General features: G+C 45.9%; 17 protein-coding genes and 1 tRNA gene. 3 read left to right on the plus strand and 15 right to left on the minus strand.

The genetic code is table 11. The features are described from left to right. Positions 1–105: 105 nt before the first annotated feature. The 6 genes from L4D06_RS11220 to L4D06_RS11245 all read right to left on the minus strand — a co-directional run bounded on the left by L4D06_RS11220 (position 106) and on the right by L4D06_RS11245 (position 2998). A complete protein-coding gene (locus L4D06_RS11220; protein WP_429739442.1) occupies positions 106–603 on the minus strand; it encodes an SMI1/KNR4 family protein in 498 nt (165 codons plus the stop codon). Between the two features lie 12 nt (positions 604–615). Further along, positions 616–1017 (minus strand): hypothetical protein, encoded by a 402-nt coding sequence (locus L4D06_RS11225; protein WP_429739444.1) that lies wholly within the window; start codon positions 1015–1017, stop codon positions 616–618. Between the two features lie 49 nt (positions 1018–1066). Beyond that, on the minus strand, positions 1067–1516 hold the full coding sequence (locus tag L4D06_RS11230) for an SMI1/KNR4 family protein (RefSeq protein WP_429739446.1): 450 nt from the start codon (positions 1514–1516) through the stop codon (positions 1067–1069). Between the two features lie 71 nt (positions 1517–1587). After that, positions 1588–1959 carry a hypothetical protein gene (locus tag L4D06_RS11235; protein WP_429739448.1) on the minus strand — a complete coding sequence of 124 codons (372 nt, stop codon included), beginning with the start codon at positions 1957–1959 and terminating at the stop codon, positions 1588–1590. A 70-nt stretch (positions 1960–2029) separates the two neighbouring features. After that, a complete protein-coding gene (locus tag L4D06_RS11240) occupies positions 2030–2641 on the minus strand; it encodes a hypothetical protein (RefSeq protein ID WP_429739450.1) in 612 nt (203 codons plus the stop codon). A 141-nt stretch (positions 2642–2782) separates the two neighbouring features. Beyond that, positions 2783–2998, minus strand: coding sequence for a TIGR02450 family Trp-rich protein (locus tag L4D06_RS11245; RefSeq protein WP_429739451.1), 216 nt, complete (start codon positions 2996–2998; stop codon positions 2783–2785). A gap of 331 nt (positions 2999–3329) precedes the next feature. Here L4D06_RS11245 and L4D06_RS11250 point away from each other — a divergent pair, with 331 nt between their 5' ends. Continuing rightward, on the plus strand, positions 3330–3818 hold the full coding sequence (locus L4D06_RS11250; protein ID WP_429739453.1) for a DUF4156 domain-containing protein: 489 nt from the start codon (positions 3330–3332) through the stop codon (positions 3816–3818). A 112-nt stretch (positions 3819–3930) separates the two neighbouring features. Here L4D06_RS11250 and L4D06_RS11255 read toward each other — a convergent pair whose 3' ends face one another. Next, a complete protein-coding gene (locus L4D06_RS11255; RefSeq protein WP_274166889.1) occupies positions 3931–5115 on the minus strand; it encodes an aminotransferase-like domain-containing protein in 1185 nt (394 codons plus the stop codon). 113 nt (positions 5116–5228) lie between these two features. On the opposite strand from L4D06_RS11255, the gene L4D06_RS11260 reads away from it, so the two are divergent. After that, a complete protein-coding gene (locus tag L4D06_RS11260; RefSeq protein WP_274166888.1) occupies positions 5229–6098 on the plus strand; it encodes an AraC family transcriptional regulator in 870 nt (289 codons plus the stop codon). Positions 6099–6160: 62 nt separating this feature from the next. Here the strand turns inward: L4D06_RS11260 and L4D06_RS11265 are convergent. Both L4D06_RS11265 and L4D06_RS11270 read right to left on the minus strand, forming a co-directional pair. After that, a tRNA-Gly gene (locus tag L4D06_RS11265) sits at positions 6161–6235 on the minus strand. Positions 6236–6381: 146 nt separating this feature from the next. Continuing rightward, positions 6382–6990, minus strand: a complete 609-nt coding sequence (locus L4D06_RS11270) for a DUF6198 family protein (protein WP_429739455.1) — start codon at positions 6988–6990, stop codon at positions 6382–6384. A 345-nt stretch (positions 6991–7335) separates the two neighbouring features. On the opposite strand from L4D06_RS11270, the gene L4D06_RS11275 reads away from it, so the two are divergent. Continuing rightward, complete coding sequence (locus L4D06_RS11275; RefSeq protein WP_429739456.1) at positions 7336–7620, plus strand: hypothetical protein; 285 nt, start codon at positions 7336–7338, stop codon at positions 7618–7620. A 97-nt stretch (positions 7621–7717) separates the two neighbouring features. Here the strand turns inward: L4D06_RS11275 and copI are convergent, their stop codons facing one another. The 6 genes from copI to L4D06_RS11305 all read right to left on the minus strand — a co-directional run bounded on the left by copI (position 7718) and on the right by L4D06_RS11305 (position 15997). Continuing rightward, positions 7718–8281, minus strand: coding sequence for a copper-resistant cuproprotein CopI (gene copI / locus L4D06_RS11280; RefSeq protein ID WP_429739458.1), 564 nt, complete (start codon positions 8279–8281; stop codon positions 7718–7720). Between the two features lie 57 nt (positions 8282–8338). Beyond that, positions 8339–11467, minus strand: coding sequence for an efflux RND transporter permease subunit (locus L4D06_RS11285; RefSeq protein WP_429739459.1), 3129 nt, complete (start codon positions 11465–11467; stop codon positions 8339–8341). Continuing rightward, on the minus strand, positions 11464–13173 hold the full coding sequence (locus tag L4D06_RS11290; protein ID WP_429739460.1) for an efflux RND transporter periplasmic adaptor subunit: 1710 nt from the start codon (positions 13171–13173) through the stop codon (positions 11464–11466). The genes L4D06_RS11285 and L4D06_RS11290 overlap by 4 nt, the downstream gene beginning before the upstream one ends. Positions 13174–13197: 24 nt before the next feature. Further along, positions 13198–14544 (minus strand): TolC family protein, encoded by a 1347-nt coding sequence (locus L4D06_RS11295; RefSeq protein WP_429739494.1) that lies wholly within the window; start codon positions 14542–14544, stop codon positions 13198–13200. 145 nt (positions 14545–14689) lie between these two features. Then, complete coding sequence (locus L4D06_RS11300; protein ID WP_429739462.1) at positions 14690–15118, minus strand: hypothetical protein; 429 nt, start codon at positions 15116–15118, stop codon at positions 14690–14692. A gap of 141 nt (positions 15119–15259) precedes the next feature. Next, complete coding sequence (locus tag L4D06_RS11305; RefSeq protein WP_429739463.1) at positions 15260–15997, minus strand: TetR/AcrR family transcriptional regulator; 738 nt, start codon at positions 15995–15997, stop codon at positions 15260–15262. Position 15998 lies beyond the last annotated feature (1 nt).

Here is a 15998-nt window from a genome sequence, read left to right on the forward strand (position 1 = left end):
TGACGCTATTTTGGTTTTAAATAATCTGACTAGCTTGGCTAGTATTAGATAAATGCTAGCGTATTGGTTGGTTTTTGTGGTGGTCAGCATTGCTTATTGTCATGGTTACTGTTTGAAGTGGGTATTATCCGGCGCTTCAATGATGTTGGATTTTAAACAACCTAAAGACCACTCAACAATGAACTGGACTAAGGGTGTTGGGTGGATTTCAACATTTCCTCTGCGGCTATCAAAAACATAAAGTTCATAGGAATCAATGCTTGATCCGGGTTTAAAGTAGATTGTATCACTATTTTCAGTGGAAGCTAAAGGGAATAGCTCCTTGCTAAAATGACGATGCGATTTGAAATCCGTATCAGCATCAATGATTTGATTAATATCATTTAGATAATCATAGTCTGCATGAGTTTCAAAAGGGTTCAAAAGAAAAAGGAATGAGCCAAAACAACCAGAACCATAGTCTTCAATGATTTTTTTGAAGTCACTTGGAAAGGAAACGCCGATCTGTTTTTCGACCCGAAACCAGTCGTTTTTTAGTGGCGCTCCTGTCTTATTTGGTGGTGGCTGATATATCTTATTCAGAGTTTTAGTGCTATTTCTCATTTTAATCTCGATTCAAGTATTCAATTCACAGTGTATGAATGGGAAAGTTCTTCTGAAGTAATCTGATACATCAGGATTGTTTTCCAAAGCTTTGAGAGCGGCTTCGCGAGACAATTCATAGTCATGGATTTTGACGATGCCGCGAATATAGGCAATGCCATAAAGTGCTTCTTTTTGACTCTCGTGTAGTGGCCATTCTGGAATGAAACCCAATACATCAAAAATACGCGCGAGGCAGCCTGAAAATTGACTCACCTTGAAGATATAGCTAGGAATGTCATCGACACCTATATGTGAAACAACATAGTCCGCCCACTGTTTAAACTCATTCATGCTTAAACATTGTGAAAACAGGCACTCTACAACAAAGCCAATGTCTGCACCGTTTTCTTCGTAAATTGAAAAATTTTTCATATGCTGATGATCACGTAGTGAGTGAAATAGACGCAAAACACCAATGAACTCATTGAAGCCTTCTATAAACGTAGTCTTTAAAGAATTCTTCAAAAGATTCAGCTAGTTGACAGTCAATCTTTTGTTGAAATACGTTGTAACTGACAATAGTTCCCGTGAGGGATTTAGTATCAATACACCAACAAGTATCATCGTCTTTGAAAAAGATCACGATCAAATGTGAGGGTAAGTTGTAGTCAGTACGAGCAGCGAGGGTATCGCCGTAAACAGTTCCTCCATAACTAAGAGTTGCGTCATTGCTCTCTATGCCGGATATTTCCGAGTCAGCGACGCCACCACCCCCTAATGTACTTAGGAATAATTTGAAAGTTTGGGGGAGGTCTAGTTTGAGTAGCTTTTCTAATCTATAAAGCTGAATATCGTCTGCGCCACCTTGCCAAAATATCTCATGTTGGCTTTTTGAGAGCTGTTCCGCGAGTTCCTCGAAGTTTATGTTCATCTACCATTGTCCAACCGGTGTTGTGTCTCTAGTTTGTGTATTTAGCAAGGGAACTGAGCGTTAGAATCGATTTAGTCGAGTTGCTTCCGACTCTGGACGCTTTCGACAACGTACTGAAATTCCTCTCTAAGGCTTCCAGATATAATTTCTCCGTCAAGTGAAAGTTCGAGGCCATCAGATATGGATCCAATATCGAAGGTGCCATCGATACCAGCAAGTAGCATTGATATGGTATCTACTACACATTGCTCAATGTATTCGTCGATGACGACATTGTCTCCAGTTGCGACAAGGTCTTGGTATATTTCGACGAATTTCTTATGGTTTTCATTTGCCACAATACTGTTTGGATGCGTCAATACTAACTGTTTTATAGATCGATGCAGTTCATTATCAATCAAGTCTCGTTTTAGTTCCTGCACAAAGTGCTCTGTCTTATCCATCTATCATATCTGCTATTCTTCATCCTTGGCGGTCTAGGGTGGTTATACATCGTTTGGGTGAATGAAAGTACTAAGCATTTTCTTTGACAAATTGTTCCACTTTTTTATGCCACTCGTGGTTGTTCAACGTTTTTGATGATTCTAAAAGTACACTGGCATTAGAGCTCCCAGCAAACTGGATACTGTAGAAAACATTTCCCACAAAAGCCGATGAAAGGAATACCCCTTTATTTACCAACGATGAGACGGCATCAATGAACAATCTTAGTATCTCAAACTGTATGGCCTTCGGTTCAATTCCAGCGTTATAAAGTTTGTCTATTTCTGATTCTATAGTATTGTTTGTATGGATAAATGTATCAAATTCGTTAATATGCTCCCATTCATCGGCGCATATCTGAAAATATAAGTCATTGTTCTGTTCGGATTGACGAGTGAACGTAGTTTCTATATCACTGTGATCCTCCACAAGTGATAGAAACTCAGTGTCTAAAGTCATATTCTGATGAGTGTTTTTATCGCCTTCTCTGCGAACCGCGTAACCTATGCCCCGAAACCCTCCTGCACTGTATATGCAGAATGCCTCGATCTTATTAGAATTTGAACCTTGGTTGAAAACATTAATCAAATCTAGAAGATCGTTATGAACTGCTTCTCTTAATGTCTCTGTGAATTCTGGCAATAATTTTATTGTTATTTGGATTTTGAAACCTCGTGTTGTTCCAAGGCTTTGATAATGTTGAATTTTAATATTCTACCCAAGGTGTAATTTCCTCCATCTAATATCTACCCTCAAAGGCGAGTTTCGTTGAATACAGTACCATTATTTCCAACCTTGAGCCCAATTCGCACTATTTTTTAGGTCTTTCCAATCAATGAGATACGCATTTTTAGAAATTACCGCTTCGAGTTGACACGAAATCACAGAACCGTCTTCTTCAAACTCAATGTCTGAGACCAGAAAGTGCTTTTCTCGGTTAATCGGTTTCACTGCTGTCCATTTGCTGTTTTGTAACTTGGCTGGATTGATTTGATTCACATGTACTCCATCGGTGTCAGTGTCAGTGTCAGTGTAGGTTTGGGTATATGAAACCGTTCAATGATTACGGTTCTTCAGCCATTTAAGTTCATTCAGCGATAACTAAGAAATTGAGGATGCAGGATTCAGCGAGCATTGAGTAAATCGTCCTAGCAAAGAAGAAATGGGTAAAGCAGGTGGTCTAGATATCTCCTATTTGGTCGTTGGCTCAGCTTTCTACCTTCAACATGTTTGTACAAATAAGCAGATGACCAAGGTGATCTTATTTCGCTTGCTTTTACATCAACTCAGGATAAAATTCGCGCCCTTGACACTCAGAGACTTGCCTTAAATGAACAAACTATCGCTATGTGCAGCATTGGCTTCAGCAGCACTACTATCGGGGTGCGTGACATTCCCGACTCAGGAATCAGAACAAGTTAAAGTGATTTGGGATGATGTAAATGCGATTCAAGGATGTGAGCATAAAGGGACAGTAATCGGCTCAGAAGGGCATTTCTATGATTACTGGCTTCACGCAGACAAAGACATGGTATGGGGAACGTTGAACCAAATGCGTGCGAAAGCCGCAGATAAAGGTGGCAACGTGTTGTACTTGTATCAACCATTTGGTTTCTCCAGTTCTGTGACCATGTTTGGCAACGCGTATGCGTGTACAGATGAAACAATGGCAGAGCTAAAAACTGCGACCTCGTTGGAAATGGAAGCCGTGGCTGACATCATTGAAGGCGAGCAGGCGACAGTTGCCAATGAAGCCAATCCTGCAAATAAAGCTGAGAGCGCTGAAACAGCGAGTGATGCTATCAGTCACAAGAAATAACTGACTAACTCGCATCTAGATTTTACAAAGGGCATCACCGTGAATCGGTGATGCCCTTTTTGTATGATGTGATCGCCGTATTGAAAAGGGCTACTGCAACAATCAGTGAATGTTAAGCCAATACACTTTCTTGTTTGTCGATGGCGCTAAGTTGTTCGCTCAACCCTGCAGCTAAGCGCGTCACGGCTTCCGCCAGCTCTTCATTGGTGGCGTTTGTGAAATTCAAACGAAGCGCTGCTTTGGCGCTTTTTGGGTTTGGATAGAACACTGGGCTAGGGACAACCGCGACACCGTTACTGAGTAGCGATTTTGCTAACGCAAAGGTGTCACACTCAGGCAGTGTTACCCAAACAAACATGCCACCATCAACGGCGTTTAATTCACACCCTTCAGGCAGTTTTTGCTGCAGTTCGCTAAACAAGGTTTCATAGCGAGATTTGTAGAGCGAGCGAATGGTATCAATGTGCTGATCGAAGTCTTTGTGTTCTAACAGGCCAAGCAGCAGGGCTTGCATTGGCACACTGGAGTGCAGATCTGCGCCTTGTTTTACTTTTACCATTGGCTCGATGTAGCTACGTTTTCCGGTTACCACGCCAATGCGTAAGCCGGGAGAAGCAATTTTCGAGAAAGAACGCAGAACAATCGAGTTTTGCGGGCAGAAATCTGAAACCAATGGCAGGGCTTCACCAGCAAAACGCAGCTCGCGGTAAGGTGCATCTTCAATCAGTGCAACATTATATTTCACGCACAACGCTGCAACCTGTTGACGTGTTTCGAGTGACCAACAAACCCCTGTTGGATTGTGAAAATCGGGCACGGCATAAAACATTTTTGGTGATTGCTCGGCAAAACAGGTTTCTAGCGCAGTTAAATCTGGCCCGAATTCTGTTTGCGGCACGGTCACCATGTCAGCTTGTACTAAGCCAAATACTTGCATCGCACCCAAATAGCTTGGTGCTTCCATCACGACTTTGTCACCAGGGTTCACGTAGGCGCGGGCAATCAAATCCAAGCCTTGTTGTGAGCCGGTACAAACCATGGCCATGTGGTTTTCTGGCAGTTCAAAATAGGTGTTGAGAAACTTGAGTAGTGGGCCATAACCCGCTGTCGCGCCATATTGAAAAACTTCGGGCATGTCAGACAGGCCTTCGAGGGTGGCTTTCATCAGGTCGATAGGGAAGGTTTTTTCATCCGGCAATCCACCAGCAAGAGAGATGACATTTTTGTCTGACGCCGCGGCGAGAATTTCTCGAATATATGAAGATGGGATTTGCTGAAGCGCTGTTGCGATTTCCATATCTGTACCTGAACGACGAAATGAGTGAGCTATCAGCGAATATTACATCGCATTGTGTTTTTTGGCATGTCCATTTATGCTGTTCGATATGTCCATTTATGCTATTTCATCGAATGAGCCAGCAACATATTTCGCGCATCAATGATGTGCTCTACTACATTCACCAAGATATTGGTCGAGACCTACCTGTGAAATCGCTTGCCGATGTGGCTGCGTATTCTGAGCAGCACTTTCACCGTATTTTCAAGCGAGTAGTGGGTGAGTCAATTCATCAGTACATCCGCCGTACTCGCATGGAATATGCGGCAAACCAATTGATGTTTGATACTCATTCCTCTGTGGTTGATATCGCGAATAAATGCGGTTTTAGCTCAGTGTCTTCGTTCAGTCGGGCATTCAAAGCCACCTTTCAAGTCGCACCTGGTGAGTGGCGAAAGCACGATATGGAAAACTCAGACAAGCCTTACTTAAAAGATCCTGACGTGTCGGCGGGGTATGAGCGTGTGTCAGCAATGACCTTACCTGAACCCAAAATTGTGGAAGTTCCAGAGCGATTTGCTGCTTATGTTCGCCATGTGGGGTACAACCGTTCAATTAAGAATGCGTGGCGAATTTTAATGGCTTGGGCGGACAGTGAAGGGCGTGACCCGTCAATACAGTTCGGTTTACACCATTCAAATCCTGCTTGGGTGGAGTTAGATAAATGTCGTTATGTCGCCTGCATTGCGATTGATAAACCATTGAAGGTCAGAGGCGTTGTGAATCAGTTGGTGGTGCCCGGTGGATTACATGCGGTGTTTCCGCTGCAAGGCGTATACGGAGAATTACTGCCACAGATAAGCAAAGTGCTCGAGCACTGGCTGCCTGCCTCGGGTTTTAAACTTGGCTCAACGCCCGCGTATGTGCATTACCATGCGAATCATTTTATGGAGGAAGATGAGAGGTTTGAGCTCGATTTCTATTTGCCGATCAGCTTCTTCTAAAGTCATCGAATTGAGTAAGCCTTCAGAAATATTCACAGGGATAATTGAGGATTTTTGGGGGTTGGAGCGTGCAGCGGGAATCGAACCCGCATCATCAGCTTGGAAGGCTGAGGTAATAGCCATTATACGATGCACGCGCTTGTTTGTAATGTAGAGGCCAAGCGCCACCATCGCAAGGAAATGCTTTTTTATCAATGTATTATTGTGACATTGAGGGGGTGATGGTGGCTATTTGACCGCTGTTTGTCATTTGCTTCTTGTCATGAGAAGTTCAAATTCAAGTTTATGCGGTCTCCGGCTTAGGCTGATAACGACCAGGCTTGTGATTCATGGCTAAAATGAGGTTGGTTGTGATGGCGCCAAGCACTGATAGCAAAATCAATGTGATATCGACGATGAACAATGACATCACCACAATGGCGCAGTCCAGGGCCATTTGCACTTTTCCAGCCCGGATACTAAAACGCTCTTGCAAATAGAGCGCGAGAATATTGAACCCGCCAAAGCTCATTTTGTGACGGAAAATCACTAACATCCCCATGCCTATTAAACCGCCGCCAATCAATGCTGCGTATAGCGGCTCAATATGTGTGATTTGAATGACGTGATGTAAATGGTCAACGGCGATAGAAACCAGTGTCACGGCCACAAATGTGTTAAGCGTGAACCGCCAGCCCATGCGCATGACGGAGAGAAGATAAAACGGAAGGTTAAGTGCGAAGAACACTTGCCCAAACGTAAAATCGCTCACTTTGGTCACAAAGATGGCCAAACCAGCAGTGCCACCGGTTAGCAAGCCAACTTGGTTGAAAAAAATAACGCCGAGTGAAACGAGTGCACTGCCGAGCAATAAAGCCAGTAAGTTTTCTCGTAGATTATGGTCTTTATCCATGATTGTTGATTCCTTTCATTACGCCTGCTCTTCCATTAATTCATGCAGGTAATCGACTGAGTAAGATGCTTTTCTTGGTTGTACTTGTCGAGAAAATGATGGAATTAAGGCAAAAATGGGTGTGAATGAAAATTTACAGTACGTAATTTTACTCTTTGGATTTTGGGATAAATGAGAACTTACACACTGCCGCAAATCGTGAAATTGTTTGTGAGCCCTCGATGCATTGTTGTGAGCGGTTGTGACTTTTCATGGCTCAATATGGAAAGAGTGCGGATCCTAAATTACGTTTTTATTATAGAGCGTGGCGTTTAGAGCCAATGAATAGCAGATTAGGAAAAGAGAATGGATAAGAAAGATAAAGCATTCTTGCGATGGGCGAAGACTCGCCAAAAAGGGGCATTTCGATATATTGCCGTCAATGCGCTGATGATCACATTGGGCGTTGTTCTAGGGAGAGCTGTCGGGTTTTATTATATCAAAGACAACCCTTGGCCGACTGATCTCGGGTGGCAACTTATTGTTCCTTCGGCCGTGGTGGTGGCCTGTATGTCACTGATATACCTCGTTGTATGGCATCTTCGTGAATCGAGCTTTGAAAAAGAGATATATGACAGAGAACGCCAATAAGTCGTCATCTTTTCTGTGTTCGTGCGATTCATAAAAGTGCGATTTATAAAAATAGCCGCTCATTGCGGCTATTTTTATATTGGATAAACCTTCGGGGTTACAGTGTCACACTTTTCACCATGCCTGCTTCTGCATGGCCTGGAATGTTGCAAGCAAACTCAACGTTCGTATCACCGTGGAAGTGCCATAACAACTGCTTTGCTTTGCCTGGCTTAACCGTCACTGTGCCGCCTGAATCGTGGTCATGACCACTAGTCATCTTCTTCATCATTTCGCGGTGCTTTAATTGTTCGTCCATTGAGCCAATTGAAAACTCATGGTCGATTTTGCCAACGTTCATCACAACAAATTGCACGACGTCATTAGGTTCAATCGTTACATCTTTCTTGAAGTTAATGCGCATGTCGTCGCTTAGAATAACGTGAACCACTTTGTCAGGCTTTGCGCCATTGGCAGGCATGCCAACCGCAGACATTCCTTCTATGTTCATCATGCTTGAGTGGTCCATTTTGGCATTGTCCATGTCACCGTGACCCATTGCGGCATGGTCCATTTTTCCGTGGTCCATCTTGCCATGGTCCATTTTGGAATGGTCCATAGCATCTGCCGTTACGCCAGTAGTGAAAATAGCCAGTGATAGTGCCAGTAGTGTTTTTTTCATCATGTTTTCCTTTTTAAATCAGTGTATACGCCGCGTCTTTTCAACGCGGCAAGTCAATTAATCGTGTTGTGTGATTTCGCGATTTTTCCAAAGTTTGTAGACAGCAGGGAGAACTAACAGCGTGAGCATCAACGCCGATGCCATGCCGCCAATCATAGGTGCGGCAATGCGCTGCATGACTTCGGAGCCAGTGCCTTCGCCATACATGATGGGAATGAGGCCAATGATGACGGTTAACACTGTCATCATCACCGGGCGTACACGCAGTCCTGCACCTTCACGAATGGCTCCCGTGAGGTCTTCTGGGTATAGCGGCTGGTTGTTTTCTTGTGCTTCCAGTTTTTTGGCGTGCCACGCTTGGTTGAGGTACACCAACATAATGACGCCGATTTCTACGGCGACACCAGCAAGCGCAATAAACCCAACACCCACGGCAATGGAAAAGTTGTAGCCGAGGTAATGCATCAACCAAAGGCCACCTACCATGGCTAGCGGTAATGTCGCCATAATGATCATGACTTCACCAACACGACGGAAGCTGAGATACAAGAGCAACATGATGATGGCGATGGTAATTGGAACAACGACACTTAAGCGCTCTTTGGCGCGTTCCATGTATTCATATTGTCCCGACCACACGAGTGAATAACCCGCAGGTAGCTGTAGTTGCTCTGCGACAACAGATTGTGCTTCAGTCACGTAGGAACCGAGATCGCGACCGTCAATATCCACGAATACCCAGCCATTAGGGCGTGCGTTTTCGGTTTTGATCATCGGTGGGCCATCTTCGTAGCGAATGTCTGCCACATCTGCCAGAGCGATACGAGCGCCGTTAGGGGTCACCAATGGCAAGTTTTGTAGTTTAACTACAGAGTCGCGGTAGTCTTGCGGATAACGCACATTGATCGGATAGCGTTCTAGCCCTTCAATGGTTTCGCCCACGTTCATGCCACCGACGGCGGTTGAAACAACCTGTTGAACGTCTTTGATGCTTAACCCATACCGAGCAGCAGCAAGGCGTTTGATATCGATAGTGACATAACGTCCGCCCGCCACACGTTCTGCATACACAGAGGCGGTTCCAGATACTTGATTCAGTATGGGTTCTAGATCTGCACCTATCCCTTCAATCACCTTAAGATCTGGCCCCGCAATCTTAATGCCGATAGGGGTTTTTATCCCTGTTGCCAGCATGTCGATACGCGTCTTGATTGGCATGACCCAAGCGTTTGTTAGACCGGGGAATTGCACGAGATCGTCGAATTCTTTGCGAAGCGATTCTGTTGTGACGCCTTCACGCCATTCTTCAGAAGGTTTCAACTGGATCACGGTTTCAATCATGGTCAAAGGCGCTGGATCAGTCGCCGTTTCTGCACGACCAATTTTCCCCCACACTGTGTCCACTTCAGGCACTGTTTTGATGAGCTTATTGGTTTGTTGCAGTAGTTCACGCGCTTTACCAATCGATATTCCCGGATAGGTGGTGGGCATGTACATAAGATCGCCTTCATCCAAAGGCGGAATAAACTCACTACCCAACTTGCTAGTGGGGTAATAGGCGGAGGCCATCAGTGCAATAGCAAGGGCAATCATGGTCTTCGGGTAAGTGAGGCTCAGGTTTAGAACAGGGCGGTATAAGGCAATCAAACCTCGGTTGACCGGGTTCTTTTTCTCAGGCAATACGTTACCGCGAATGAAGTAACCCATAAGCACAGGTACTAAGGTAATTGCGAGACCTGCAGCGGCAGCCATGGCATAGGTTTTTGTAAACGCCAGGGGCGAGAACATCTTGCCTTCTTGACCTTCGAGTGCAAACACGGGTACGAAACTCAAGGTGATGATGAGCAATGAGAAGAAAAGTGGTGCGCCAACTTCTTCTGCCGCTTTGCTTATCACCTGCCAGCGATTCTTGTCAGTCAGGGGAGTGCGCTCGATATGTTTATGCACGTTTTCAATCATGACAATGGCGCCGTCGACCATTGCACCAATGGCAATCGCAATACCGCCTAGAGACATGATGTTGGCGTTAATTCCTTGCCAATGCATCACAATAAACGCAGACAGAATACCAATAGGTAAGCTGATGGCGATGACCAGTGACGAGCGGATATGGAACAGGAATAGCGCACATACCACGGCAACAACGATGAACTCTTCTGCCAGTTTCTTCCAAAGGTTTTCAACGGCGTTATCTATCAAGGTTGAACGATCGTAAGTGGCGACAATTTCGACGCCTTCAGGCAAGCTGCGCTGAAGTTCGTTGAGTTTGGTTTTGACGTTGTCGATCACTTCGCTCGCGTTTTCACCAAATCGCATCACGATCACGCCACCGACGGCTTCACCTTCTCCGTTGAACTCTGAAATACCTCGGCGCATTTGAGGGCCGATGTTGATGTCAGCAATGTCGCCGAGCAACAAAGGTGTGCCTTWCTCGGTCACTTTCAACGGCAGTGATTGAATATCTTCCACACTAGAAAGATAACCTGTGGTTCTCACCATGTGCTCAGCTTCCGCCACTTCAATCACGGATGCGCCAGCTTCCTGATTGCCGTTTTGAATTGCCATGTTGATTTGTTGCAGCGTCAGGTTATAGGCACGCAATTTTGCAGGATCAATTTGCACCTGATATTGCTTCACCATGCCGCCGACAGTGGCAACTTCAGAAACACCTTCCACGGTTTGGAGTTCGTATTTCAAGAACCAGTCTTGCAAGCTACGCAATTCCGCCAGGTCGTGTTGTCCAGTTTTGTCTTGTAGAACATAACTGTAAATCCAACCCACACCGGTTGCATCAGGGCCTAATGTTGGCTTGGCGCTGGGTGGCAGTTTTGGCGCGACTTGACTTAAGTACTCCAACACGCGTGAACGCGCCCAATACATGTCGGTATTGTCGTTGAAAATGATGTAAACGTACGAGTCACCGAAAAACGAGTAGCCGCGAACGGTTTCAGCGCCGGGTACTGCCAGCATGGCGGTCGTGAGTGGATAGGTGACTTGGTCTTCCACCACTTGTGGGGCCTGACCCGGATAACTGGTTTTAATGATCACCTGAACATCAGACAGATCGGGCAGGGCATCAACAGGCGTGTTTTTTACGCTGTATAACCCACCCAGAGTGAGAAATGTGGTGGCGACTAACACCAAGAAGCGATTGGCGATCGACCAACGAATAACAGCACCAATCATTGCTCGCCTCCTTGCTGTTCAAGTGCTTTCAATACGAAATCAGCGCCATTTTTTGTTACGAGAAAACGCACACTTTGGCCTTCAGTAAATCCACTGAGATTGACACTGTCATCGGCGGAGAAATTCATTTCTCCCGCTTGCCACTTCCATTCTTCGACAGGCTGATGGGTGAGGGTGATCATGCCAAAATTGGCCATTAACATGGAGATCTCACCAGAAACCCAGACCTCATTGGGTGAAGCATCTCCGCTGACTTTGAAATCGACAATTTCGTATTGGCCTGACTCGGCTTTTTGCATTTCGAAGTCGATAGACTGTCCGACTTCAAAATCATCAAGATCAACGCCATTAGCGAAAGTGAAATTCATTACCATGCCCGGCCAGTTCCATGCAGGCACGGGTTCATGATTGATGGTGAGCATGCGGTGACCCATCATGACATCGGTGATTTCACCTTTTGCCCATTGAGTTTGCACAGGTGCTTCGATGCCATTGATTCGGGCAAGATCTGCAGATTGGCTAGATTCTGAATCCAACATAAAGTGTGCAGACGTGACGATGCGATCTTGATCCGTCAGCCCTTGAAGCACTTCAATGGTTTCGCCTGCTTCTCTTCCCACTTCAATGCGCGCCGAGCGGTATTTACCTTCACCTTCAGCTAAAACAACGCGCGTCATGCCACCAGAGCGAATGACGGATGATTTAGGGATCGTTAGGACAGCATCGTCGGTGACGGGTTGTAGCGCGATATTAGCGAACATGTTGGGCTTAAGTTCGCCATTGGCGTTGTCAAACTTCAAACGCATCCGCAAGGTGCGGGTTTTCGGATCTAAAATAGGATAGACATAGTCGACTTCACCCAGCCACTCTTTGCCCGGTAGGCCATCGAGCGTCATTGCGGCTTTGCTGCCCGCTTTCATCCAATGTGCTTGGCGTTCAAATACTTCTGCATCAACCCAGACTTTATCTAAAGGACCTGCACTGATCACGGCTTGTGCTGGGGAAATATACCCACCTTCACGGATATTGAGGCTCGCAATAACACCATCACCCAAGGCTTTGATATCGATGGTTTGTTGTGCTTTTCCGCGTTTAACGATTTGCTGGATTTGGTCGCGATCAACCCCTTGTGTGACGAGGCGTTCGGTTGCACCTTTCACTAGCCCTTTGCGACCCGTTCGATAGGCGTTTAAAAGCTCTTCTTGTGCTTTGACTAAGTCTGGCGAGTAGAGAGTAAAGAGTACGTCGCCTTCGCTGACTTTTTCACCAACGGCATTGATGTATAGCTTCTCAACCCAGCCCGCGACGCGAACGTTGGTTTGCCATAATTGGCTTTCATCAAATGCGATATAACCGACGGTTTCAATGCGCGGCGATAGTGGTGCCCATTCTACTCCGGCGGTTTTAACGCCCAGGTTATTTTCGACGGAAGCATTGATTTTCACCGTGCCGGGTTTGTCATCCTTGCCTGACATGTCATCGGCATACACGGGGATGAGATCCATACCCATTGGAGACTTCCCTGGCTTATCTCTTTGGTAATTAGGGTCCATTGGCGCTACCCAATAGAGCGGTTCATCGTTTCCGCTGGCGGGTGAAGTTGCCGCCATTGCGGACATATCATGCCCCGAAAGAAAGTGGTTAGCTCCAAAACCGATGGCTCCGCCAACCAGTAACGCGAGAGTAGCGACTTGTATGTTTTTCATTGTTATCTCCTACCTTGCGGTGTCTTACTGTTTGGTGGTTGTTAGGCCTGTGGAAGCTCTGCTGTGCGCTGGTAATGCGATATCTGGTGTATTGGTGTTGTAATTGAATCCACCCAATAAGGCAGCCAAGTTGCTGTTGACCAAGTTCAAATCGGTCACCAGTCGTTGTTGTTCTAGCGACAAGGTCAGTTCGTCGTTGGCTGCTGCTATCACATCGCTAAACTGCGCCGTGTTGTTTTGATATCCACGTTCTACAGCTTTTGTACGCGCATTGGCTTGTCCTAATAGCGTGTTTTCGTAACGCGATAGGCGTTGCTCAATGTTGCTCTTGTCTACGAGAAGGGCGTTAACCTTGGCGTTCATTTGTGCAAGGAGGAGGTCTTTTTGCGATTTTGACGCGCCCACTTGGTACTGTGCAGCAGCGAGGTTTCTGTCCTGACGATTGTCAGTAAACAGAGGAATATCTAGCGTGAGGTAGGCGCTGACCAAATCAGAAGCTGGCTGGCCATTCATCCCATTAGCTTGTCGGTAGCCATACATCACTTCAACACCAAACTGGGGTGCATAGGCTTGCTCGGCTATTTCAACTTGGGTTTGTTGCACGGTAATCGCTGTATTGGCCATTTTGACCATTGGGTGCTGAAGAAGTAGCGAAAAATGTTCAGTGCTTTCTGTTTGATCCAAAGTGTTTGAGAGCGCCTGCCAGTTCAATTCATTACTGGCATTTAACGCCTGCGAATTTGCTAACCATTCGGCACCCAACCACTCTGAAAGTTGAGAAACGATACGACGCTGAACTTGCGCGTTGGCATTGAGCTTGTCATCCAATTTGCTGACCTGAAGCTGAGCGTTGAGTAAGTCCTGTGCTTCATTTTGACCCATCGAATAGTTGGTTTGGATAAAACGGGTTAGCTCTCTTAGTAGGCGCTGATTTTCTTGAAGAATACGCTCAGCCTCTTGTTGATAACCGAGTTCTAACCAAAGTTGAGTAATGGTATTGGCAACGTCGCGCTCGCGTACTTCCACTTGAAACTGAACGCCATCAGCCTGTTGATTTGCTTTTTTTCCTTGTAATAACAAAGTATCTCCGCGCTCAAACTGTTGCATGAGACCGACGGAAATATTGGTCATTGGGTCTTTGTCGAATTGAAAACTGTCGATGGGAAAACCACCAACACCGACTTTTAGTTTCGGGTCCATGAGGGTGGTGCTCGCTACTCCCGTTTCGCGCATGGCTTGGGATTGCGCATGGAATTGTTTGCGACTGGCATCGTTATCCAGCGCTTTTTCAATGAGTTGCGTTAGCGTGTTGGAAGCATTTGTGGCACGCGCAACGTCTTCTTTTGTAGCGGAAAATGCAGGTGCAGACATGCCAACCACAGCACTGATCACCAGTGCCAATAAGCTCGGTTTGATATTCACGATATAAATCCATTCTGTTCGCGTCGAAATTGGACGCGGAATTACCCTCCACGGCGCGAATCAAGCGCAGTGGTACGACATTTCAGAGTGAGATTTAGGCTATCGGGGGGCGATAAAGAGACTGGGTACGTTCAATGACACTGATATCTCGTTCTGAGGAAATCAGGGCAAGTTGTGTCAGCAATTGTTGAGATTGATAGGCTGGCGACAGCAAAGCAACGGACGTAAAGCAGGTTGCAGAGCAGCAGTTATGAACCATGTTTGTGTCGTCACCGCAATGTGTTGGGCTCGCACTTGATTGGTCAATGGGTTCATCAATGAGTTTGTGGTTTGCATGTTGAGCGTGAAGATTGACGGGTTGCTTACCCATGTCACAATCGACGACATTGGCAGACATTTTGTGTCCGCTCATCATGTCCATTTGCATAGACAGGGAAGATGCGCTTGATGCAAAACTGGAGAGCAGCATGACAAGCAAGCTGATCACTGAAATCCAGAATGTGCGAAAAGAAGAAAAGCGCATCACATAACTATTCAAATGAAGTATTGCTGATGAGTATAAAGGTTACAGCTAGGGGAAAGTCAATGAGTTTTGACTTTTCAACCAAAGAACCTTCAAAACTGCTGTTAACTTATTCAATTTGCGATGAAGTTAGCCGGCAGTTTAAGACGCTGGCTCTACGTGGCAGGGGATATCCAGTAAGAGATCCGCCAAATTTGTTGGGTGAATCATATCCTCTTTTGCAATACCCATCTGCATCGCCACTTGTTTGTTGTATAGCTCCCAATGTCTGAGTAACAGCGCATCTTCATTACCATCTAATTCTGGCCATGTTTCATTCAGCATAGGCTTGAGGCTGACCGCTGCATGGGCGTGCTGAAGCATTTGCCACTTCATTTCCCACAACTCGATTGGCGTATCTGGGTGCTGCTGGTTGTAGTCCTCGAACAAGGATTTGAATACTGCGGAAAATTGGTCTTTTGAACGCAAAAAGTAGGCGAGAAGAGCATCGTTTTTTTGGCGAACTGCATCTGCGATAAATTGAATCGGTTTAGGTTCACATAAGATGACTGCATTCAACCTGACCAAGAAAAGATAGATACGGTGGGCGCTGTCTTGGGTGTCGGGAATTTCCAATAGCAACTCAGCGATATAGCGTTGTAGATAGCTATCCATTCCGTCACTCACGGCCTGCCAAATCTGTTCTTTGCTGCCGAAATGGTAGCGGATCAAACTGTGAGACACGCCCGCGCTTTCACTGATGTTTCTCAGTGATACTCGCTCAAAACCGAGTTCAGCAAACATGTCTGCAGCCACGTGCATGATAAGGCACTTTGTTTGCTCGGCGGTTTCGGCGCTTCGGCGCCCTTGTTTTCTCTCTTGCGAGGCTTTCGACTGCATG

The organism is Enterovibrio makurazakiensis (assembly GCF_050336585.1).
Taxonomy (GTDB): Bacteria; Pseudomonadota; Gammaproteobacteria; order Enterobacterales; family Vibrionaceae; genus Enterovibrio; species Enterovibrio gelatinilyticus.